We start from the raw sequence: 22,316 nt of genomic DNA on the forward strand, positions 1-22,316 counted from the left end.
AGTTTAGAAATAAATTATAATGAAATAATTTTATTATGTAAACAATGAGCTGTTAAAGGTAGGTGTTGAGATGGGGTTGAATGAGTATATGCTTGAAACGTTTCCAAATTTAGAACTTAGACCACCTTTATTTTATAATGGGGATATTGGTATTCGCTTTAGATTAGGTGTGAACTATGATTGCACTAATATTTATGAAAACTGTCCATATTTAGAAGGCGTTTATAACAGAGCGATTACTTTATTTCAGTTTTTACATGCAACAGAAGATGATATTTACATTGTAGTGGATGTAGATGACTATGCAGACGGTGAAACTTTCAAACACAAATTGAATATCTTTTCTAAGTATGTAAAAGAGAAGTCTGATTTGTTTAAGTTACAGAAAAATACAATCCCTTATGTTTTTCCAGAAGACGATGAAGACGGGGGATATAAAACACATAGATATACTTTGAAATGTAAAGTTTCAGACTTGAAATACATTCCTATGATAAAAGCAATTTGTAATCAAGATATGGGGATAAAACCGCGTATTTTTCATAGGGTGTATTTCATAAATATTAACAAGAATACTATATTTCACATTTATGATGATAGAGGTTGTGATGTATTAGCTACCTCTCCTAATACAATTAGGGATATGTATCATACATATAATGATTGGATATTAGAATACGACAGAAATAAAATTGATAAAGTATTTAATTGAATGTAGTCTATTTTAAATGAGGGAAATACCATAGAGGTGTTTCCTTTTATTAATATGAAAATCAACATTTAAATTTGAAAGCACTTATTATAACGGTAAAGGGATTTGATGGTAATGTATTGAATTTGGGTAGAAACGGAAAAAGGAGATGAATAAATGACAATAATATATTTCGTTCGCCATGCCCATTCTACCTATACAAAAGAAGAACGGGAGCGTCCTTTATCTGAAAAAGGACACTTGGATGCAGAGAATGTAACAAGCTTATTAAAAGATAAACATATTGATGTAGTGATTTCTAGCCCGTACAAAAGAGCAGTTCAAACTGTACAAGGAATTGCTAATACATATGATGTATCGATACAAATAGAAGAAGATTTACGAGAAAGGTTATTAAGTTCAGAGCCAGTAGCAGATTTTAATGATGCGGTCCAAAAGGTGTGGGAAGATTGGGATTTTGCATACGAAGGCGGAGAATCGAATGATGTAGCGCAAAGGCGTGCTGTAATATGTATGCAAAATATATTAAAAAAATATGAAGGTAAGAATATTGTAATAGGAACTCATGGGAATATTATGGTATTACTCATGAATTATTTTGATTCAAAATATGATTTTCGATTTTGGAAAACAATTCGTATGCCCGATATATTTAAGTTGAATTTTCATAATGAGGATTTAGTTTCTGCCGAAAGGATAGAGAATACGGGTCATCAGATAAATAATTTGTAAAAGTTTATCAAAAAAAGAGGAAAGAGAGATGTTATTGTAGAAGTATGACTTTGTAACATAAAAAATATGTTAAAGGAGGCTGTTTACATGTTTGAGAAAGAGAAAGAAGGGCTTATTGAAGTTCACAACGTATATGAAATTGTACCACCAGATGGAACAATTATTGGTATGGCAACGGAAGAAGAAATGGAAATTGCTGCTGAACTAGAGCTGCAGTACTATGCCCATTCTCGTTTGTTAGAAGCAAATATTCAGTTAGACGGTTCCTCCTACAAAGAGTTGCTTCAGGAGTTCCAGGAGTACGAAAGAAAATCAATGAGCTTTTGGCGAGCAATACATAAGCGTTTAGCTGTGCCATGGGCATGGGTATTACGTATTGACGTTGCGAATGGCCCTATTTATGTAAGTAATGGGAATGCGTATTACGAAGAAATCGATGATGAAGAAGATTATGAATAGATAAGTAAGGAAGCAGCTTTAGTTGCTTCCTTTTTTTATTTTTAGGGAGTGAACCGCTTCAATGATAATATCTGGTCGATCATTTTCAATTCCGTGGCCAGCATGTTCGGCAAGTATATATTGGCTGTTTATTGAGAGTTGTAATTGTTCATGAATCAGTTCTTGCCACATTGCTTCAAGTTGTGTCGCTTCCTCTTTTTGCATGCCGCCCTCAGTCAACTGAGTAATAGAATATTGAGGGTCTCTACCGATAACGATTAAAGGTATTTCTAATGTTTTATAGAGTTCTTTTATTGAGCGAGCACAATTTTTCCACGTAGATAGTTCAGAAGCTGTCGCTTTATATAATGTAGGAGAGGTAGAAAATTCAATGTACTGTCTTGATTGGTTAGCGAGTATTGGCTTTAGTTCATTAGAAAGCATGTCTACATCCATTTTGGAGTATGTATTATATTTTTGAAGCCACATATCATCCGAATCAGTCTGATCAGAAATTGGTAAATGAAGTTCATCTAATCGGTGTAAGTTCATGGATGTAGAATCAACTAAAATAAGTGCTTGCAACTTATCTTCATGTAACATCGCAAAATGTTGTGCACATAAACCTCCATAGGAATGACCGATTAGAATGATTGGTTCGTGAATATCTAGTTTTTGTAGTAACATATGAAGTTCTTTTGTCGCTTGTAATGTAGTACGTGAATGATTCCTTAGTTCACTTTTTCCGTAACCTGGGCGATGGTAGGAAACGACTGTAAAGTGCTGTGAAAGCTTTTCTATAATAGGAAACCAATCATAAAATGAGCAAGTCATTCCGGTTTGAATGACTACAGTTTGTTCACTACTTCCTTTTATATATACTTCTATAGTTTGCCCCAATACCTCTACAAGTTTATAAATAGTAACCCCTCCTAACTAAGCTTGAAATAATTTTTGACAAGCGAAAACGATGCACCAGACACCTATACCGAACAGGACAGATGTGCTAAGTGAAAATGAGTTTTTTAGGCCAATATAGACGATAAATAATAGTAGTGCGGATGCAGGAAATCCATATAATACACCTATAGCAAATTGACTTAATTCTTGTTTGTTCCCGCCTTCGAAAGAAATCCAAAATAGGCTCAGTAAACTTACGAGAGGAAGGGCAGCGATAAAACCGCCAATCGTACTATAATGTTTAGCGACTTCAGTAATAACACCGATAATAAGTGCCGAAACGATTACTTTAACGAGGAAATGCATACTTTGCCTCCTTCGCTAATAACGAAAAAGCTCTTTCGATTACTTGTTGTTCTTCTTTCGATAATTGCGATTCTAATATTTTTATCTTTTCTTTATCTAGTAAAGTATGCTTTTCTAATACTTCAATGCCTTCTTTCGTTAAAGTAAGGTTCACAACTCTTTCATCTTGTTTGTTTCTTTCTTTCATGATATACCCTTTTTGAATAAGGCGCTTTACGTGTTCAGATGCTGTGTTATGAGAGAGAGTAAGCTCAGTAGCGACTTTTCCAATTGTTATATCTTTCTCACGAGAAATGATTTGTAAAATACGAATGGCTTGGTGAGAAAGGTTGTCTTCATATTCATATCGTAAGTGATAATAAATACTCTCCCAATGCTGATTGATGTCTTTCATAATAAATCCTCCTGTTTTTATATCGTATAATAAGATATATTCGTTATTACAGAAGTAAAATCCTTTTATTTGGATAAAAAATGTTGAAAAAGTTTATTTTTATTGAAATATAAGGTAATCTATGTGTAAAGGTATACATTCAGCAAGAGAGAGGATGATAGCTGTGAATACATTCAAATGGATGAGTCATGAACAGATGTATGTAGATGAAATACATGTTGAAAAATGTGGTCCTCTTTCAGTCGGCGTATATGGGGGAAATCAAGAGAGTGATGCATATGAACGAGGAGATGCGGTGCTTGCTTGGTGGGATCCGGAATTACAATTTGAATTTGTTATGATTTTTGATACACACCACAAAACAAAAAATATTGATTATATAATAGAAGCCATTTCAGAAAGAAAAGAGAAACTAAAGGAGTTATTTTCCTACCCGATACATTTAGCTTTTCATCATACACATATGTACTTATTAGCGTTATTTACAGATGAGTTGTTTATTGAAAAATGTGATCAAGATGATGAGGAACTTGCATGCTTAATTTGTTTGCGAAAAGGTGAATTTTTATATTGGTTATCAGTCGGTGATTGTTTCGCATATTTATTCCATTCTGAGAAAACGAAAAATGGTAAAGGGCGATTAAATAAACGGAAGAATTACGAATATATTGGTAGGAAAAATATTTTTGCAGCAAATACACCTTGTTTTACGTCAGGTGTAAGAGGATTAGAAAAAGGAATGAATCACATCGTAATGGCAACGGACGGTATTTTAGAGTGTGATAAACGAAGGTTTGATGATGATCAATCTTTAATAGAAATATTACACGACGGAAGTTGCTTACAGATTGAGCCAGTATTAACAAATGTACTGCAGTGGAAAGGTAGAGATTGTGCCACAATTATTGGATGGTCCATTGACACTGAAAATAAACGATGCGCTAATTAATATAAAAGGAGTTCAAGGTTTTTATCCTTGAACTCCTTTTTTTTAAGCAATATGGATGTGATACGTTTTTAACCACTCATTTACTTGAAGCATGTATTCCATAGCACTTCTTGCTTCGAAATTGTTAATTTCTTTATTACTTTGATCGGCAATAGCAAGTAATGTGGAATGATTAATAAGAGAGAAAATAGGATTGTTTTTATTACTACACATGTCGAGTGATAAATGACGGATTGTTTGTAAATAATGTGGGTCTTGTGAAGTTGGATACGCACTTTTTCTTCTATTCCGTACATCGTCAGGTAAAGCAGGCTTTAATGCTCTACGTAAAATGCCTTTTTCAATATTATCAATGCTTTTTATGTTGAAAGGAACGTTCCATAAATATTCAACTAATCGATAATCGCAAAACGGTACACGAACTTCAAATCCTACGGCCATACTCATACGGTCTTTACGGTCAAGTAAGAACGGAAGAAATCTCGTTAAAAATAAATAAAACATTTGACGTTGTTTCGCGGATTTTTTACTTTCGCCTTCAAGAGTAGGGACTTCAAGTATCGCTTCTTGGAATCGTGTATCAATATATTTTTCTAGATTACATTGGTTACTTACTTCATGTAGTAGAAGAGGAGATGTATTTTTCCAATTTGTTAGCCAAGGAAACTTATCTACATATAGTAATTCTTCTTGATGAAACCAAGGGTATCCACCGAATACTTCATCAGCAGATTCGCCGGATAAAGCTACGGTCGCATCTTTTTTCATTTCGCAAAATAGTAAATATAGTGAAGTTTCCATTTCACCAGCACTCGGTAAATCTTTTGCACGGAGGGGAACGAATAAGTGATTTGCTAATTCTTCAGCATGCACAATAATATCATGATGAGATGTTCCTACATGTTCAGAAACGCGTTTTACCCAAGGAGCGTCTAAACCAGTGCGAGCAAATGTCAGTTCGAAATCTTTTGCGCTATTTACAAAGTCAATGGAATACGTATGAAGTGTTTTATTTTCAGCAGCAAATTCTTTCCCCGCTAGTGCAGTAATCCCGCTAGAATCTAATCCTCCTGATAACATGCAAACGAGAGGGACATCGGCAATTAATTGTCTTTTTACTGTATCTTGTAAAATAGATAAAATATGTGATGATGTATCTTCTATAGAATCTGTATGGACCTTACTTTCTAAATTCCAATACTTCGTAATTACTTTTTTATCACGTGTAAATGTTATAGAATGTCCAGCACGCACTTCTTCAATATGTTTAAAGACGCCACATCCTGGAGTTCGAAATAAGCCTAATCCAAATATTTCATTTATTCCATCCGCATCAATTTCAGTAGGAACAGATGGATGCGCTAATAATGCTTTTATTTCAGATCCGAAAATAATGCTGTCATTTCTTTCTGTGTAAAAGAGTGGCTTTACGCCTAAATGATCACGTGCTAAAAATAATTGTTGCTTCTGATCATCCCATAAGGCGAAAGCGAAAATTCCGTTTAAATGTTGTACGCAGTCTTCTTTCCATTCTAAATAAGCATGTAGTAACACTTCTGTATCTGAATGCGTTTCAAATGTATGACCGCATTTTTGAAGTTGCTCTCTAAGCTCACGGAAATTATAAATTTCTCCATTATAAGTAAGAGCATACGTATAATCACCAGCACGAAATGTCTTCGGCTGTGCTCCGCCTTCTGGATCAATTACAATTAAACGCCGGTGTGCAAAGGCCGCACGAGGCGAAAACCAAAAACCTTCAGCATCAGGACCACGATGCTGAATACTATTTGCCATCTTTTCTAAAATAACATGTTCATTGGAAAGATCCTTATTCCAATTTACCCAACCTGTAATTCCGCACATACATATCTCATCTCCTAATTTTTAAAAGTAGATTAACGAAATAAAATGTACACTAAGTTAAAGAGTGACTATATAAATAGTGTACTACATGAATCAAATTGCAGACTTGAGAAAATTTTCTTTGAATGCATAGTTATGTGAGACAATGGCTAAGGGAAAGTATTCCATTACATACAAAAAATAATAAAAAGATGAGAGAAAAATTTTTTCTAGACGTTATATAGGGTGTAAAAGCTTTTACAAAAAAATAAGGGGAATCGCTACATGAAATCAAATGAGAAAAATTTTATAAAAAGATTACAGCGACAAAAAGAAGATGCGCTAGAATTTGTTGTCGATATATATTTACCACTCATAAAGGGAATCACGCATAAAGTTCTACTTCCAATTCAAAATGATGGACTCATAGAGGAATGTGTAAATGATATTTTCCTATCCATTTGGAATAACGCAAATAAGTTTCATGGAGAGCCGAGTGATTTTAAAAAATGGATTGCAGCGATTGCGAAGTTTAAAGCAATTGATTATTACCGGAAGGCAACTAAAAAAGTAGAAATTATTTCGGATGAGTTTCATATTAGTACGGAAAAGTCAGCGGAAGATGAATTAATTGTTATGGAAGATAGAGAAGAATTATTGAAGCTTATTAATCAATTAGAACCGCTAGATCAAAAAGTATTCATTATGAAATATTTACTCGGTATGAAGACAGAGGAAATAGGTGACAAGTTAGGATTAACCCGGGCAGCAATTGATAATCGAGTGTACCGGGGGAAAAAGAAACTACAACAAAATGCTACGAATATTAGTTTTGGAGGTAGTGCAATATGAAAGACATTTATGAACTATTAAATGATATTGATATAGATGAAAAAGAATTTGAGGAAATTGAGGCTTCTGAAATTGAAAAAGAAAAAGTGAAGCGCAACTTAAAACAATCTATTCGTACGAAGAAAAATATGAAAAGTTGGAAAAAAGGTGTCGCTGCTGCATCTATTTTAGTAGGATTATCAGTTGCAACGCTCGGTATTGGATTTCCTACATATGCAGGGGGATTGCCAATTGTAGGTGATATATTCCGATTTTTAGATAATGGTAGAACAGGGTTATATGAAAATTATAAAGAGTTTTCGACTGAATTGAATATGACGAGGGAGAGTAATGGGGTTAAAGTTACAATTAATGATGCTGTGTTTGATGGTAGAACAATTACAATCACATACTCTATTGAGAGTGATAAAGATTTAGGTGAGAAGCCAAATATATTTGGATATCCGCAGGTGATGGGGTTTAATGGCGGGGGAGGAAGCTCTCAAGTAACAAAAGTTGGAGAGAAAAAGTACGTAGGTATGACTACGATGAGTGGTAATAGTAGTAAAAGGTTAGATGTTGCAAACGTTTGGTGGAATATGGAAGAGATTGAGTTAGATTATAAAGGTAATTCAATTAAGGGGAATTGGAACTTCGCACTTAGTTTAAAAGCAATGGAGAGTAAAGAAGTAAAGGTTAATAGGGTTTCTGAAAATGAATTAATAAAAGTAAATATAGACAAAATGGAAGTAACTCCGATGTCATTTATCGTTTTTTTCAATCAGGAAGAATCTAAAGTATTAAGAAGTATATGGGATAGCGCTGATGTGGAATTAGAAATAAAAGATGATTTAGGAAATAAATATGCTGGTGAAGGAAATGGCGGAACTAGTACAGTAGCAGAACCGCACAAAAGTAGTTGGAGTTCTACATTCCAAAAGTTAAACGAAAATGCAACAAAGCTTATCGTTACACCTCGTGTACACTTGCGAGTTCATACACCTGAAAATCATGGTGGAGTAGAGTATGTTAATGGGAAAGAGAAGAAAATAGAAGTACCCAAAAAAGAAGCGAAGAGTAAAGATATTGTTTTAGATGATATTGTAATTGATTTAAAGAAATAGAAGAGAGACTGCCTAAAACGATTAGGCAGTCTTTTTCTCCTTAAGAACTAGTAACAAGTAAAGCATGCGGGTGTTGTGTTTTATACTCATCTTTCCACGGAATGTTTAGTTGTTCCCACGATTCGCCGCTATCATTGGATTGAAACACGCCATTGTTATTTAAAGTGTAAAACGTATGTGGTTCTGCTGTATTTGTCGCAAACATTGAAATGACTGTACCGATTGCTGATGGTAGACCTTGCTGTACTTGCTGGAACGGAGTATCTTTCGTTTTACGATAAATATAAGATTCATAAGGAATACGATGATGAGCGAGATCTGCACTCGGTGCGGCAGAAACGAGAATTGTATCACAATCAACTGGATCGATAGCCATGCTGTATAAATAATGATGTTCAAGTCCTTCGCTGCATGAAATCCAGCTGTTTCCACTGTTATAACTTTCGAGGTATGCGCGATCAGGTCCGCCCATAAATCCGTCACCACATGATGCATAAAGGCGATTTGGAGCTTCAGGGTGCATAAGCAATTGATGAGCATCGATAGGAGCACCGAATTTTTTATCCATCCATGTATGCCCTCTATCATTACTTTGAATAACAGCACCAGCTTCAATTGAAACATGGATTGTATTTGGATTATTTGGATCAACTGTAATCCAGCGTACGTGATGGGTAAACGGTCTGGGCGGGAAAGCCCACGTATAAGAAGATAATAATGATTTCATATTTTTAAGTTCAGTCCACGTTTCACCACCATTTTCCGAACGGAATAAAGCACTAGGTTCTGTTCCTACATAAACGACGCCATATCCGTTAACTTGTTCGTTAGAGCTTATCGTAATGGAAGTGATCGAAGAATGTAAAATACCATCTTCTTTTGGAAAATCAAAGTAACGATAAGAATCTCCAATTGGTCTCCATGAATCTCCGCTATCGTCACTTAACCAGAGACCTCGTCCAAAAGTGCCGCAATATATACGATTCTTTTGAAATGGATCAACAGCGATACAGGTAGGTTGCATATTTTGTAAGTGATACGCTGCTTCATAGTTACCATATCGTTCTTTCACTACAACAAGTTCACGTTCCATACAGAGAAATAATCTTTTCAATTTCGTCCCCTCCTTAAAAATTCTTTCCTTAGTAAACAATATGAAAATAAAAAAGAAGTAGTCTTGTTTTTATTTGAGAAAAAGGACTTGTTTGAAAAATAGCGAAGTGTGTATACAGAGGAAATGGGATAAAGATAGGGAGTTTGTTCCATACTAATGTACAGATATTATCCTTAAAGGAGCCTTAGTATGGGACATTCACATGATCATGGTCATTCAAAAAATAAAAAGGCGTTACTATTCGCATTCTTACTAACAACAAGTTTTATGATTGCTGAAGTTATTGGGGGATTTGTAACAAATAGTTTAGCACTACTATCTGACGCGGGGCATATGCTAAGTGATGCGGTATCGTTAGCTTTAAGTTTACTTGCGTTTAAGCTTGGAGAAAAAACAGCAACAGCTGCGAAAACATATGGATATAAGCGAGTCGAAATGTTAGCGGCATTATGTAACGGTGTCGTTCTTATTGTCATTTCAATATACATTTTTATTGAAGCAATTCGCCGTTTTAAAGAGCCAGTTGAGATTGCTAGTAATGGGATGCTCATTATTGCTGTACTTGGTCTGCTTATTAATATTTTATCAGCTTGGATATTAATGAGAGGCGGAGATGTGAAGGGCAATTTAAATTTAAGAAGTGCTTTCTTACACGTATTAGGAGATCTATTAGGGTCAGTCGGAGCGATAATTGCTGCGTTACTTATTAAGTTTTTTGGATGGACTGCTGCAGATGCGATTGCTAGTATTCTTGTGTCTATTTTAGTCATTATTAGTGGATGGCGTGTAACACGTGATACGGTCCATATATTAATGGAGGGTGCACCACAACACATAAATGTGGAAGAGGTAAAAAGTACATTATTAAATATTCCGGTTGTAAAAGAAGTTCATGATTTGCACATATGGTCTGTCACATCGGATTTTCAAGTATTAACTTGCCACTTGATTATTAAAGGAAATGAAACACAAAGTGTATTAAAAGAGGCTACTGATGTATTAAAAGAGAAATTTCATGTAGAACATGTCACCATTCAAGTAGAAATAGATGGTGAATTTAATCATAGTGAGACAACTTGCAAAGTATGAAAGAAAAAGGATAAGAAAAAGTGTCATAACATTTTTCGCACGGCATACATATATATAATGTGGCCACAAATACTTTGTAAGGTAAATATTTCATGAAATTACTTTACTTATAAAGAGTCATCTTTTATAATCAAAAGTGGTAATTGATAAAGATTATCATTTTCAATGATCGTAGAAAGGAGTTTTTTAAAAGATGAGTAGTCAACTCCGTTTTGCTGTTGAAAATCGTAAGAGGCATTTAATTGATGAGTTAATTGGAGCAGGTGTGTTTAAAATTCGTGACCGACAATTATACGAGCTGTCTTTAGAGGAATTGGAAAAAGAGTACGAAGATATGGAAGATTATGCAGATATTCAGGCATAGCTATATATATTAGTAAAAAGAGAGCTGGTTACGATTTTGTGTAGCCAGCTCTCTTTTTATCCCGCTATTTGCCGGGCAGTAAGACCCCCACCTCAAAATTCAGCGGAAGGAAAGAAGTTAGGTGAGGGATCAACAAAACCCCCACTGATTAAAGTTTCACTTTATTTCGTAGAAATTATTTTTTGTATTTCTTTCATTGGACGGAGCCAGTTTTGAGTCATCATTTGTTCCATTTGTTTTTCGTCCTGCTTTTGCAGTGCTTGAATGATGGAGTGATGTTCTTCAATAGATTGACTTGCTGGAACGAAGTTTTGGAAAAACAAGTATTCAAGACGTAAAACGTGAAGTTGCATATTTTCTAGAAAGGGTTCAATATATTGATTTTTAGCAATAGAAGAAATGGTATTGTGAAATTGTATATCTAGTTGTAAAGCTTGTTTTGTGTTTTGTTTCTCTATAGAGCACTGAAAATCATCATTTATTTCAGAAAGTAGTTTCAAATCAGCGTCTGTAATATTTTGAAGTGCTTGTTTTCCTATAATAGAGTGAAGACCAGCCATCGTCTCATAAATGATCGGAATGTCGTCTAACTGAATAGGAGCAATTTTTGTTTTTTGTCCAGGTACCATTTCCACTAATCCAGAAAGCTCTAATATTTGAAGTGCTTCTCTTACAGGTGTTCTGCTTACTCCTAGTGCTTCAGCCAGTTCCCCATCATTAATTTTTTCATTGGGCTTCAGTACACCTTCAATAATCCAATCTTGTAGTTGATTTAAAACGAGTGATTTTGCTGAAACTCTTCCTAGTTTTTTATTATTTTGAGGGATAGGCATAGTGAATTTAATCCTTTCATTGTATATTTTTCTTTTTCTCATGAACAAGCTTTAATTCGGGTTTCCCTTCATCCGGTTTTTGGCTTAAGATAAGCACCATTACAATGACACAAAGGGCCCCTAATAACTGAAAAGATTGAAATGGTACATGTAATATAAGTACAGAAGAAATAATAGCTGCGAGTGGTTCTGTACAACCGAATAATGTCGTTTCTTTCGGGGTTAAGTATCGTATGCTGTCTAAGTATAAATAAAATGCGATGAGTGTCCCGAAAATGATGACAAATGTGATGAGCGGTAAGGTATTTAGTTTTACATATTTCATCGTTGACAATAAAATGAATTCTTTCGTAGTAATAAAGTGTACAATCGTTACACCAATACCCCCAATAATCATGCCCCATCCAACGATAACTGAGGAAGACCATCTATCTAGTAATTCTTTTGAATATAAACTATAAAAAGCAAGAGATAATCCAGATAAAATACCCCAAACGATAGCTGGTGTAGAAACAGCTAAGTTATGAACAGACCCGTTTGTTAGTAAGAGGAAAGTGCCTACTAATGAAAGGACAATTGAAATAAAATCAATTTTTGATGGACGAACGTTCCATTTGAAAAGTAAGTATACAGTAATAAATATAGGAGCTAAATATTGCAATAATGTTGCAACGGCAGCATTTCCTTCTTTAATAGAAGCGAAGTACGTGTATTGTACAGCAAGCATACCGAATAGGCCAAACAATATCATTTTAGTAGCATCAGATCTTTGTTTCCATATGCTGAATATTTCTTTTTTTCTCGTTCCGAATGATGAAATAATGAGCAAGATAACGCCCGATATAAGCAATCGAATTGTAACTAACCATTCAGTAGAAACATGTTCATATTGAAAAAGTTGTTGTGCAGCTGTTCCAGATAATCCCCATAAACAAGCACCAATTACAACCATAATGATTCCTTTTAAACGATTTGGATTCATCATGTATTGATTCCTCCTTTCAAAAAATATATCGTATACAATATGCAATATATCACGGAATGAATAAAAAATAAACTGAAAATTCTCACTTGATGTAAAGCTGTTATTCAGATTAAAGAAGTTTGTTAAATAAGAGAACGATAAAATAAAAAGGCTTTCGTTTACGGAAGCCTTTCTATTTTAAATTATGAAGTGTAAGTAAAAGCTGGAATAGGATCAATGAATGTATCCCAGTTTTGTGCCATTTCTTTTTCTGTTAATAGACAATCATCTAATGATTGTTCAATTAAAGAACGGTTCATATCAATTCCGATAAATACGAGTTCGGTTATTCGATCTCCATATCGCTCGTTCCAGCTTTTCAATACCTCGGGTTCTTCTGTAATAATTTGATTTCTTTCAGTTTCAGGTAATGCTGCTATCCATTCACCGGCTCCTTGAATTGTAATAGAGGAACCCGCTTGAGATAGAAGCCCTATCATATTATTACGTGATGCGAGCCAGAAAAAGCCTTTTGCTCTTACGACATCCACAGGCCATTTTTCTAGCCAATTCATAAGGCGTTCAGGATGGAAAGGATATTTACGGCGATACACAAAGGAATTGATGCCATATTCTTCAGTTTCAGGTGTATGATGTTCACTATTTAATTCTTGTATCCAACCCGCCGATTGACTCGCTTCCTCATAATTGAATAAGTTTGTATTCAAAATTTCTTGCAGTGGTACGTTGCTAAATGAAGTTTCAATAATTTTTGCACTAGGATTTAATTTCTTAAGTAAATGATGGAGCTCTCTCACATCTTCTTTTTCTAGTAGGTCTATCTTATTAAGGAGAATTACATTTGCAAACTCAATTTGATCTATTAATAAATCAATAACTTCCCGAGTATCGTTTTCATCAATTGCCTGCTTACGGTCTAATAAACTTTCACCATCTGCAAAATCATCCCAAAATCTATTTGCATCTACAACAGTAACCATCGTATCGAGGCGACAATTTTTTGTTAAGTCAATGTTCAGAACATCGTCTGTATACGTAAACGTTTGGGCAACTGGAATCGGCTCACTTATACCGGAAGATTCAATAACTATATAGTCAATATCACCGTTTTCTACAAGCCGATTCACTTCTATCATTAAATCCTCTCGTAGTGTGCAACAAATACAGCCATTTTGAATTTCTACTAGTTTTTCCTCCGTACGTGAAAAACCACCTTTTTTGATAAGGGATGCATCAATGTTTACTTCGCTCATATCATTAACGATAACAGCTACTTTTAAGTTGTTCTTATTAGTCAAAATATGATGTAGTAAGGTGGTTTTTCCAGCTCCTAAAAAACCACTCAATACAGTGATAGGTACTTTTTTCATGAAATACTCTCTCCTTTAAATCGTAATGATTACGTTTTATATTAAATGATGGAAAAGAAAAAATCAATAATAAATCATAATGGTTACGATTTAAGAATAGGAATAGACTATAAAATTTGTGCTGTAGCAGGAAGCTTTTGGACAAGCACTTGTTTACATATAAGTAAAATGGAGGCGAGAAGGATGGTCTTTAATAGGGTTTCAAAAGAATTAATAGGAATAGCTCTTATTGCTATGTTTCTCTTTTTATTATTTTTTGTAGATTTTACAAGTTTAGCAAATTTGCATAAAAGTATGCCAAAAGAATGGTTGAATGTGAATACGGTGTTTTTAAGTATTATATTTGAAGCAATACCATTTATTTTATTAGGGGTAATTGTTTCTTCTCTCATTCAAGTGTTTGTGACAGAAGATATGATTCAAAAAGTAATGCCGAAATCTCCAATTGTTGCAATGGTTCCAGCAGTATTTGTTGGAATTCTTTTTCCAATGTGTGAATGTGTCATTATACCAATTGTAAGAAGGCTCATTCAAAAGGGGTTACCACTTCATGTGGGCATTGTTATTTTACTAAGTGCACCTATTATGAATCCAGTTGTTCTTTTATCTACTGTATATGCGTTTCAAAAAAATGATTACATTGTATATGCACGCTTTGGGGTAACAATTCTTGTTGCTCTATTCATAGGTTTAATTGTGTATTATCGCTATCGCGAAAGAAATGTTTTAAAAGACGTAGAGGTGTCAGTTCAAAAAAACAAAAAAAAGAGTTGGAAAGATGTTATGAATCACACTGTAGATGAGTTTTTTGATACTGGTAAGTATTTACTGATTGGTGCTTTTTTAGCAAGTATATTTCAAACATTTTTTGATCGGAATGTACTGGATGCAGTAGCACATAACGAAGTAATTGCCCCAATTATTATGATGGGATTTGGTTATGTTTTATCCATTTGCTCTGCGGCCGATTCGTTTATAGCGGCATCTTTTGGACATGTTTTCTCTGTAAAAGCACTTCTCGCATTTCTTGTGTTTGGGCCTATGCTCGATATGAAAAATACGTTCATGTTGTTTGCATATTTTCAAAAGAGATTTGTATTCTTTTTGATTGGAATTATTATTTTATCGGTGTACACAATCGTGCAAATTACAACGTTATAGGAGATGAGAAACGTGGAGGTAAAGGAACAGAAGGCCTATCATCGCTATATTCGTGGCATTATTTTAATTGGTTTAGCAATGCTCTTATTTAAACTATTTGTAACCGGGAATATTTATAATTTTATCGCTCCAAAAATGATTAAATTTACGTATATAGCTTTTGTAGTAATTTTACTTCTTGGTTCATTACAAGTTTGGGGAGATGAGAGAGAGGAACAAGATGATTGTAATTGTTGTGTGCATCATAGGGAATTGAAGTTAGGGTTAAAAAGATATTTTGTATATGTTTTATTTGTTGTTCTAATTATTAGTGCTTTTTTATTTGGAGGTGTAACAATTGATGGAAGTTTAGCAGGAAAAAGGGGTATGAATCAAAGTGTACAGGCGATAAGTATGGAAAAGAACGAAAAAGAGGGAATACAGGCAAATTCTAATGGGAAAGAACAAGATGAAACTTCGAATTTAAAAGTGACTGATCAAGCGGAAGAACAATTAGCAAAAAGTATGTTAGGACAACGAAAGATACAAGTAGAGGATAAGGATTATGTTCAAACAATGAGTATAATTGGTCAAGATGTAAAAGGGTTTAAAGGGAAGGAAATTACATTCTCAGGGTTTATATATAATGATAAGGATGTGACAGGTGATAAAGCGGTAGTGGCGCGATACGGCATAACTTGTTGTATTGCGGATGCATCAGTCTGGGGGATGATTGTTGCAGGGGAAAACGTAAAAAAGCTCCCACAGGAAACATGGGTGAAAATAACAGGTTTGTTGGACGAAACGACATATAAAGGAGCACTATTTCCGCTTGTAAAAGTAAGTAAAGTAGAGAAAATCAATACGCCTATAGATCCGTATGTATACGATGGTTTACCACAATGAAAAAGAACTAATTCTTCATATTTTCATGAAATAGACTCATAATTGCGGTAACAAAAAAATAAAGATAAGAGTAATTTGGTTTGTTAAAAATATGGGTAGAAGGAGATATGCGATGAGCTGGGTTACTCATAAACCAACATTTGAATTTGATAACTATAACCATTTTATTCGGGCAAATACGGCGTGGATTGGGCATTTAGACTTTGCATATGATTTAGTAAGGTTTGAAAAGCCGGAAGTATTAGTCGAGTTAGGTACACATTTAGGAGCTTCTTTTTTCAGTTTTTGTCAAGGGGTAAAGGATGGGGGATTAGCTACAAAATGTTTTGCTGTAGATACTTGGACGGGAGATGAGCATACAGGTCCATATGGAGAAGGCGTTTATCAAATCGTAGAGAAAGTCGTAAATACGAGTTATCCCAATATAGGTAATTTAATTCGTTCTACTTTCGATGAGGCCGTTGATCAATTTCAAGATGGAACGATAAACTTGTTGCATATTGATGGCTATCATACGTATGAAGCAGTTTCTCATGATTATAAAACATGGTTACCGAAACTTGCGAATAACGGTATTGTGTTATTTCATGATATTGAGGTGAAAGATCGAAACTTCGGCGTGTATAAGTTTTGGGATGAAGTCACAGCAAAGCACCCTCATTTTCAGTTCCAGCATTCATATGGACTCGGCGTATTATTTCCGAAAGGTTGTAGCGATAAGTTTGTGGAAATACTTAAAAATAAAGAAGAAATACAAAATATGTATAAATAAAAGTGGAGCATGCATCATTTGAATGATGCATGCTTTTTTGTGTGGGGAATAATGATATTCCTTTAAACGGTGAGGATAATAGTAAAAAGTTTGATGGTGGCAAATATTAAAAAAGTTACTCTTTGATTGTTAAATATAAAAAATGTAACATTTTTTATATTTTCCATTGCGAAAAGTAGCATCTACTTTTACAATAGAAAAGGTGTCCAATATATTATACTGGAAAAATAAATCGAAATAATATGAAAATTTTGTTTTGTCTTCGCTAATTGTATATTACATACATGTAAGACGACACACGTCATGTTATCGACTTGTAAGGAGAGAAAAAAATGAAAAGTGTAAGATTACCATCGATGCTAGAAATCATAGTTCTTTTATTACTATTTCTTGCTGTTGTCTTTTCCTTCCAAACGATTTTTGATCTCCCAATTCAATTAGCGCTATTTATTTCATGGTTTTTAGTAATTGCGCTTGGATTAAGATTAGGATTTCGTTATCAAGAATTGCAAGATGCAATTACGAAAGGGATTTCTAACGGATTAGAAGCAATACTGATTTTAGTTGCAGTAGGTGCTTTAATTGGAACATGGATTGCTGGTGGCGTTGTACCAACATTAATCTATTATGGGTTAGAATTTATTCACCCTAGCATATTCCTATTAGCAACATTAATTATTTGTTCGATCACTTCTATCGCAACAGGAACATCATGGGGAACAGTTGGAACAGCAGGTATTGCTATGATGGCGATTGGTGAAGGGCTTGGATTACCACTTCCACTTGTTGCTGGTGCAGTTCTTTCAGGAGCTTATTTCGGCGACAAATTATCACCACTTTCTGATAGTACAGTTCTGGCAGCTTCTATGGCGAAAGTAGATGTTATTGCTCACGTTCGAGCTATGCTCGTATTAGATGTTCCGGCTTACATTATTACTAGTATTATGTTTACTGTAGCTGGTTGGATGTATGGCGGCGATAACGTAGATTTAAATCGAGTAGAGTTTTTAAAAGAAGCTTTGTTAAAGCAATTTGATATTAAAATATGGATGCTTGTTCCAGCGGTCATTGTTATTGTTCTATTAGCACTAAAGAGACCGTCTATGCCAACAATTGCAATGGGAGCTTTAATTGGTGCAATTTGGGCAACTCTTTTCCAAGGAATGAACTTTGGAGAGGCGATTGGAACAGCGTATAACGGATTCTCAATTCAATCTGGTGTTGAATTTGTGGACAAGTTATTAAACCGTGGTGGAATTAACGGTATGCTTGGATCAGTAGCCGTTATTATTTTCGGTTTAGGATTTGGTGGATTACTTGAAAAACTAGGTGTTTTAAAAGTAATCGTATCAAAATTTGAGAAGAAATTAAATTCTGCAGGTAATGTAACATTGTCTACATTAATCGTGGCATTCTTAGCGAATATATTTGGTTGTGCAATGTACGTATCATTAATTTTAACACCGAAAATTATGGAAGAAAGCTATGATAAATTAAAAATAGATCGACGTGTATTAGCACGTAACTCAGAAGTAGGTGGAACGTTAACTTCAGGTATGGTTCCATGGTCTGATAATGGTATTTTTATGGCTGGTATTTTAGGTGTAGCAACGTTCTCATACGTTCCATTTATGTGGTTAAGCTTCGTATCGTTAATTTTAGCGGTTATTTACGGATATACAGGCAAATTTATTTGGTATGTTGATGATGCTGAAAAAGGAAAAGAAGCATCATAAATAAAAAATCACCTTCTACGTGTTGTAGAAGGTGATTTTTTATTTTGTAATAGGAGTTGAAGATGTTATCTCAACCTCATATTTAGCAATTTTTTGTCGTATCTTTTTCTGCTAATTGACGAACAAGTTCATATCCAATTCCTTTATTTGCACCTGTTATGAAAGCATATTTTTTCATATTGAATTCCTCCAGTAGTGTTATAGTAGGTTACAAAGAAAAGGATACAGCCTAAACTTAAGTTTAGGTCAAGAGGAATTTTTAAAAATAAGTATAGAATATCTACATATACGAGTGAGAATTCTTATCATTTAAGAGAAAGTCTGTTATTATAAGAGATGTAGGTATTTTATTTTCAAGGGGATGAAAAAATGGAGTACAGAATTGAAAGAGACACATTAGGAGAAATTAAAGTTCCAGCTGATAAATTATGGGCAGCACAAACACAACGTAGTAAAGAAAACTTTCCGATTGGCACAGAGAAAATGCCACTTGAAATTGTAAAAGCATTTGCCATTTTAAAGAAGAGTGCAGCACTTACTAATAAAAAATTAGGAAAGTTATCAGAAGAAAAAGCAGAAGCAATTGTGACAGCAGCTGACGAAGTGATTGCAGGGAAATGGAATGAACATTTTCCACTTGTCGTATGGCAAACAGGTAGTGGTACTCAGTCAAACATGAATGTGAATGAAGTAATTGCAAACCGAGGGAATCAAATTTTGAAAGAGAAGGGATCTGACGTACATATTCATCCGAATGATGATGTGAACATGTCTCAAAGTTCAAATGATACTTTCCCAACTGCGCTTCATGTAGCATGTGTACTCGCAGTAGAAAATCACGTGTTACCAGCAATTACGAAATTAAAAGAAACATTAGCAGAAAAAGTAACTGCATTTGAACATATTATAAAAATTGGTCGTACACATTTACAAGATGCGACACCGTTAACATTAGGACAAGAAATTAGTGGATGGCACCGTATGCTTGAAAAAACAGAGCGTATGATTGCAGAGAGCAATACATATATGAAAGAGCTTGCGATTGGTGGTACTGCAGTTGGAACAGGTATAAACGCTCATCCTAAATTTGGTGAGATGGTATCTGAGGAAATTAGCCAATTTACAGGTAAGCAATTTATTTCTGCACCAAATAAATTCCATGCATTAACGAGTCATGATGAAGTTGTATATACGCATGGGGCATTAAAAGCATTAGCAGCGGATTTAATGAAGATCGCTAACGATGTGCGCTGGCTGGCAAGTGGTCCACGTAGTGGGCTAGGAGAAATTATTATTCCAGCAAATGAGCCTGGAAGCTCTATTATGCCAGGTAAAGTAAATCCAACGCAAAGTGAAGCGTTAACGATGGTTGTAGCACAAGTGATGGGAAATGACGCAACAATCGGATTTGCAGCGAGCCAAGGCAATTTTGAGTTAAATGTATTTAAACCTGTTATTGCATATAACTTCTTACAATCTGCTCACTTATTAGCAGATGCAATTGTTTCATTTAATGATAATTGTGCAGTTGGTATTGAAGCAGATGAAGAAGTCATTAAAGAGAATGTGAATCGTTCATTAATGCTTGTTACAGCATTAAACCCGCATATCGGATATGAAAATGCAGCGAAAATTGCGAAGCATGCTCATAAAGAAGGGCTAACTTTAAAAGAAGCAGCGCTGCAATCTGGACTACTAACAGAAGAACAATTTGATGAAATTGTCGATCCGAAAAAAATGATTGCTCCGAAAGAGTAATAAAAACGCCAAGATTCTTTGTTTAGAATCTTGGTTTTTTTATTACTGTAAGTGCCAAAATATATTATTTGTTAGCAGACGTATTCAATATTTCTATATGTGGGCAGTTTTCTTTTAAAAGTGCAATGAATTTTTCTTCTTCTTGTGGTACGAAAGTTGTCACAGAGTCGAATAAATTATAATGGATTTCTAATTGCTGTCTAGTCCATTTTTTTGAATGAAGTTTTTTACCAGAGTATTTAATGTGGCGAATATCTTCAAAGGGAATTTCAGTACGTAGTATGAAACCATGTTTTACGAAAAGAGATGATTCCGTTACGTTGTAGTGAGAGAAATAGAATGAAGAAAGATTCACGATATTTAGCAGCATCATGAGGGTGAAAAAAATAGAATTTTCATTTTGGAAGAATAGCGAAATGAAAAAAATCATGATAAATAATGTAATAAAAATGACGTGAAATGGATTTTTTTTCGCTTTAAATTTCAAGTTAGTCACCTCGGTATACGTGTACTTTAACTAAATTAAATCATAACATCGTAATAAAACGTGTGAATATGCATAATTGCATATTCACACGTTTTATTATTCATGTAAAATTTCTTGATGGGATAAATTCAAAAGAAGTTTTGTAATAGTGGAGTGGCATGAAGTGACTTACAAGAATAGAAAGATAGCGTTAGTCATAATTAGTTGTATGACGGTTATGGGTAGTTGTGCAAAGAAATTTGTTGAGGATGGAAATCGAAAACATATATTTGTAGAGGTAAGTAAGGTTTTAGTAGAGACTGTAAATAGAATATATAAAAAGTAAAAGGTGTTTTCTTATATGGAAACACCTTTTTTGTAGTTAAAATTGAATGTATTTTCTCCAAATGACCATATTCACTAATCGCATATGTATTTTTAGCGATTTGCTTAATAGTAAACCAAGAGTCTTGTAGAATATTCATCTTCTATTTCACATCCTATAAAATGAATTTACATAAACATATTCGTTTTTCATTGGTTAAAACCTTTTAGTAGACGTTTTTATAAAAGTTTATAAAATAGGTAAACGAAATATTGAAAAGTTTGTTTTGATTATGTTAAGATGATGAAGTGATAATAAACGTTATTGATATTTGTCTATTTTAAAACAAACATTTTAAAGGAGTGTTTAGTATGAGTGATATTTCAGAGAAGTTTTGGGATGCCTCAGTTGAGGAGTTGAAGAAAGGGTATGTATTTGAAGCGGAAGCAGAGGAATATATTTGCTTAGCGTGTGGAGAAGCGTTTATTAAGGGTGTTATTTATCAAGATAATCAAGTTTTGTATGAAGCAGAGAAGTTTGTACAATTGCATGTGCAAAACGAACATACGTCGATGTTTGATTATTTATTAAATCTAGATAAGAAGTATACAGGTTTAACTGATTTGCAAAAGAAGATGGTTCAGTTTTTCCATATGGGGCTGAATGATAAAGAGATTGTGAAAGAGATGGATGGGGGAAGTACTTCAACCATCCGCAATCATCGGTTTACACTTCGAGAGAAAATGAAGCAAGCGAAAGTGTTTTTAACGTTAATGGAACTGTCAGAAGAAAAATCAAAAGTACAAACGAAATTTGTACCCATTCATAGAACAGCAACGATGGTAGATGATCGTTACAATATTACAGAAGAAGAAAATGATGAAGTGTTAAAAACGCATTTTACAGAGGGATTAGATGGACCGCTTTCTAAATTTCCAAAAAAGCAAAAGCGTAAATTAATTATATTACGTCATTTAGTGACGAAGTTTGATAGTAATAAAAAGTACACTGAAAAAGAAGTAAATGCTATTATAGAAAGCGTATATCCGGATTTTGTAACTTTGAGAAGATATTTAATCGAATACGGGTTTTTAGATAGAACAGCTGATGGAAGCCAATATTGGGTGAAGTTATAATAACATAGGAAAGAATATGAATAGAAGCACA

At 34.2% G+C, this 22,316-nt stretch carries 24 protein-coding genes and 1 pseudogene; 15 read left to right on the forward strand and 10 right to left on the reverse strand.

The window, feature by feature from the left end:
- The first annotated feature begins 70 nt into the window (after positions 1-70).
- The 3 genes from MR083_RS20185 to MR083_RS20195 all read left to right on the forward strand — a co-directional run bounded on the left by MR083_RS20185 (position 71) and on the right by MR083_RS20195 (position 1,903).
- Positions 71-712 carry a DUF3885 domain-containing protein gene (locus MR083_RS20185; RefSeq protein WP_242269748.1) on the forward strand — a complete coding sequence of 214 codons (642 nt, stop codon included), beginning with the start codon at positions 71-73 and terminating at the stop codon, positions 710-712.
- A 156-nt stretch (positions 713-868) separates the two neighbouring features.
- The gene (locus MR083_RS20190) at positions 869-1,444 is read left to right on the forward strand and encodes a histidine phosphatase family protein (protein WP_000152730.1); all 576 of its coding nucleotides are present in this window, start codon (positions 869-871) and stop codon (positions 1,442-1,444) included.
- Positions 1,445-1,531: 87 nt separating this feature from the next.
- Positions 1,532-1,903: a hypothetical protein gene (locus MR083_RS20195; protein WP_000461775.1), complete on the forward strand. Its 372-nt coding sequence runs from the start codon at positions 1,532-1,534 to the stop codon at positions 1,901-1,903.
- An 18-nt stretch (positions 1,904-1,921) separates the two neighbouring features.
- On the opposite strand, the gene MR083_RS20200 is transcribed toward MR083_RS20195, so the two are convergent.
- From MR083_RS20200 to MR083_RS20210, 3 genes are read right to left on the reverse strand one after another with little or no spacing between them, the layout of a single operon-like run.
- Complete coding sequence (locus MR083_RS20200) at positions 1,922-2,782, reverse strand: alpha/beta hydrolase (RefSeq protein ID WP_242269749.1); 861 nt, start codon at positions 2,780-2,782, stop codon at positions 1,922-1,924.
- Positions 2,783-2,818: 36 nt separating this feature from the next.
- Entirely contained in the window at positions 2,819-3,148 is a 330-nt protein-coding gene (locus tag MR083_RS20205; protein WP_000545632.1) for a DUF3147 family protein, read from the reverse strand.
- Positions 3,132-3,542 carry a MarR family winged helix-turn-helix transcriptional regulator gene (locus MR083_RS20210; RefSeq protein ID WP_016717103.1) on the reverse strand — a complete coding sequence of 137 codons (411 nt, stop codon included), beginning with the start codon at positions 3,540-3,542 and terminating at the stop codon, positions 3,132-3,134. Before MR083_RS20210 ends, MR083_RS20205 begins: the two co-directional genes overlap by 17 nt.
- Before the next feature lie 121 nt (positions 3,543-3,663).
- On the opposite strand from MR083_RS20210, the gene MR083_RS20215 reads away from it, so the two are divergent.
- Positions 3,664-4,491: a PP2C family serine/threonine-protein phosphatase gene (locus MR083_RS20215; protein ID WP_016717104.1), complete on the forward strand. Its 828-nt coding sequence runs from the start codon at positions 3,664-3,666 to the stop codon at positions 4,489-4,491.
- Positions 4,492-4,533: 42 nt separating this feature from the next.
- Here the strand turns inward: MR083_RS20215 and asnB are convergent, their stop codons facing one another.
- Positions 4,534-6,357 carry an asparagine synthase (glutamine-hydrolyzing) gene (asnB, locus tag MR083_RS20220; protein WP_242269750.1) on the reverse strand — a complete coding sequence of 608 codons (1,824 nt, stop codon included), beginning with the start codon at positions 6,355-6,357 and terminating at the stop codon, positions 4,534-4,536.
- Between the two features lie 264 nt (positions 6,358-6,621).
- On the opposite strand from asnB, the gene MR083_RS20225 reads away from it, so the two are divergent.
- Together MR083_RS20225 and MR083_RS20230 are read left to right on the forward strand one after the other, a co-directional pair.
- Entirely contained in the window at positions 6,622-7,188 is a 567-nt protein-coding gene (locus MR083_RS20225) for a sigma-70 family RNA polymerase sigma factor (RefSeq protein WP_242269751.1), read from the forward strand.
- Positions 7,185-8,291: a DUF4179 domain-containing protein gene (locus tag MR083_RS20230; RefSeq protein ID WP_242269752.1), complete on the forward strand. Its 1,107-nt coding sequence runs from the start codon at positions 7,185-7,187 to the stop codon at positions 8,289-8,291. The genes MR083_RS20225 and MR083_RS20230 overlap by 4 nt, the downstream gene beginning before the upstream one ends.
- A 40-nt stretch (positions 8,292-8,331) precedes the next feature.
- Here MR083_RS20230 and MR083_RS20235 read toward each other — a convergent pair whose 3' ends face one another.
- The gene (locus MR083_RS20235; RefSeq protein WP_242269753.1) at positions 8,332-9,405 is read right to left on the reverse strand and encodes a WD40/YVTN/BNR-like repeat-containing protein; all 1,074 of its coding nucleotides are present in this window, start codon (positions 9,403-9,405) and stop codon (positions 8,332-8,334) included.
- Between the two features lie 189 nt (positions 9,406-9,594).
- Between MR083_RS20235 and MR083_RS20240 the strand changes: the two genes are divergently transcribed.
- On the forward strand, positions 9,595-10,494 hold the full coding sequence (locus tag MR083_RS20240) for a cation diffusion facilitator family transporter (RefSeq protein ID WP_000510019.1): 900 nt from the start codon (positions 9,595-9,597) through the stop codon (positions 10,492-10,494).
- Positions 10,495-10,687: 193 nt separating this feature from the next.
- The gene (gene fbpA / locus MR083_RS20245) at positions 10,688-10,858 is read left to right on the forward strand and encodes a Fur-regulated basic protein FbpA (protein ID WP_000098301.1); all 171 of its coding nucleotides are present in this window, start codon (positions 10,688-10,690) and stop codon (positions 10,856-10,858) included.
- 161 nt (positions 10,859-11,019) lie between these two features.
- Here the strand turns inward: fbpA and MR083_RS20250 are convergent, their stop codons facing one another.
- From MR083_RS20250 to MR083_RS20260, 3 genes are all read right to left on the reverse strand, one after another.
- Entirely contained in the window at positions 11,020-11,691 is a 672-nt protein-coding gene (locus MR083_RS20250) for a GntR family transcriptional regulator (protein WP_014893869.1), read from the reverse strand.
- Positions 11,692-11,707: 16 nt separating this feature from the next.
- Positions 11,708-12,676: a DMT family transporter gene (locus MR083_RS20255; protein WP_000981813.1), complete on the reverse strand. Its 969-nt coding sequence runs from the start codon at positions 12,674-12,676 to the stop codon at positions 11,708-11,710.
- A gap of 182 nt (positions 12,677-12,858) precedes the next feature.
- Positions 12,859-14,046 (reverse strand): GTP-binding protein, encoded by a 1,188-nt coding sequence (locus tag MR083_RS20260; RefSeq protein WP_000757655.1) that lies wholly within the window; start codon positions 14,044-14,046, stop codon positions 12,859-12,861.
- A gap of 183 nt (positions 14,047-14,229) precedes the next feature.
- Between MR083_RS20260 and MR083_RS20265 the strand changes: the two genes are divergently transcribed.
- The 4 genes from MR083_RS20265 (at position 14,230) to nhaC (ending at position 18,600) form a co-directional block, all read left to right on the forward strand.
- Positions 14,230-15,207 carry a permease gene (locus tag MR083_RS20265; RefSeq protein WP_242269754.1) on the forward strand — a complete coding sequence of 326 codons (978 nt, stop codon included), beginning with the start codon at positions 14,230-14,232 and terminating at the stop codon, positions 15,205-15,207.
- A gap of 12 nt (positions 15,208-15,219) precedes the next feature.
- Complete coding sequence (locus MR083_RS20270) at positions 15,220-16,092, forward strand: TIGR03943 family putative permease subunit (RefSeq protein ID WP_242269755.1); 873 nt, start codon at positions 15,220-15,222, stop codon at positions 16,090-16,092.
- A 112-nt stretch (positions 16,093-16,204) separates the two neighbouring features.
- Positions 16,205-16,864, forward strand: a complete 660-nt coding sequence (locus tag MR083_RS20275) for a class I SAM-dependent methyltransferase (RefSeq protein ID WP_074615382.1) — start codon at positions 16,205-16,207, stop codon at positions 16,862-16,864.
- A 332-nt stretch (positions 16,865-17,196) separates the two neighbouring features.
- On the forward strand, positions 17,197-18,600 hold the full coding sequence (gene nhaC, locus MR083_RS20280) for a Na+/H+ antiporter NhaC (RefSeq protein ID WP_139867864.1): 1,404 nt from the start codon (positions 17,197-17,199) through the stop codon (positions 18,598-18,600).
- 100 nt (positions 18,601-18,700) lie between these two features.
- On the opposite strand, the pseudogene MR083_RS20285 reads toward nhaC, so the two are convergent.
- A pseudogene (locus tag MR083_RS20285) lies at positions 18,701-18,778 on the reverse strand (SDR family NAD(P)-dependent oxidoreductase); the annotation flags it as partial.
- A 191-nt stretch (positions 18,779-18,969) separates the two neighbouring features.
- Between MR083_RS20285 and fumC the strand changes: the two are divergent.
- The gene (gene fumC / locus MR083_RS20290; protein WP_139867862.1) at positions 18,970-20,358 is read left to right on the forward strand and encodes a class II fumarate hydratase; all 1,389 of its coding nucleotides are present in this window, start codon (positions 18,970-18,972) and stop codon (positions 20,356-20,358) included.
- A 64-nt stretch (positions 20,359-20,422) separates the two neighbouring features.
- Here fumC and MR083_RS20295 read toward each other — a convergent pair whose 3' ends face one another.
- Entirely contained in the window at positions 20,423-20,845 is a 423-nt protein-coding gene (locus MR083_RS20295; protein ID WP_242269756.1) for a PH domain-containing protein, read from the reverse strand.
- Between the two features lie 163 nt (positions 20,846-21,008).
- On the opposite strand from MR083_RS20295, the gene MR083_RS20300 reads away from it, so the two are divergent.
- Positions 21,009-21,170 carry a hypothetical protein gene (locus tag MR083_RS20300; protein ID WP_033678361.1) on the forward strand — a complete coding sequence of 54 codons (162 nt, stop codon included), beginning with the start codon at positions 21,009-21,011 and terminating at the stop codon, positions 21,168-21,170.
- Between the two features lie 350 nt (positions 21,171-21,520).
- Complete coding sequence (locus MR083_RS20305) at positions 21,521-22,285, forward strand: DUF2087 domain-containing protein (protein ID WP_242269757.1); 765 nt, start codon at positions 21,521-21,523, stop codon at positions 22,283-22,285.
- Positions 22,286-22,316: the final 31 nt, after the last annotated feature.

The sequence above is a fragment of the Bacillus cereus group sp. BfR-BA-01408 genome (assembly GCF_022663305.1).
GTDB classification, from domain to species: domain Bacteria; phylum Bacillota; class Bacilli; order Bacillales; family Bacillaceae_G; genus Bacillus_A; species Bacillus_A pacificus.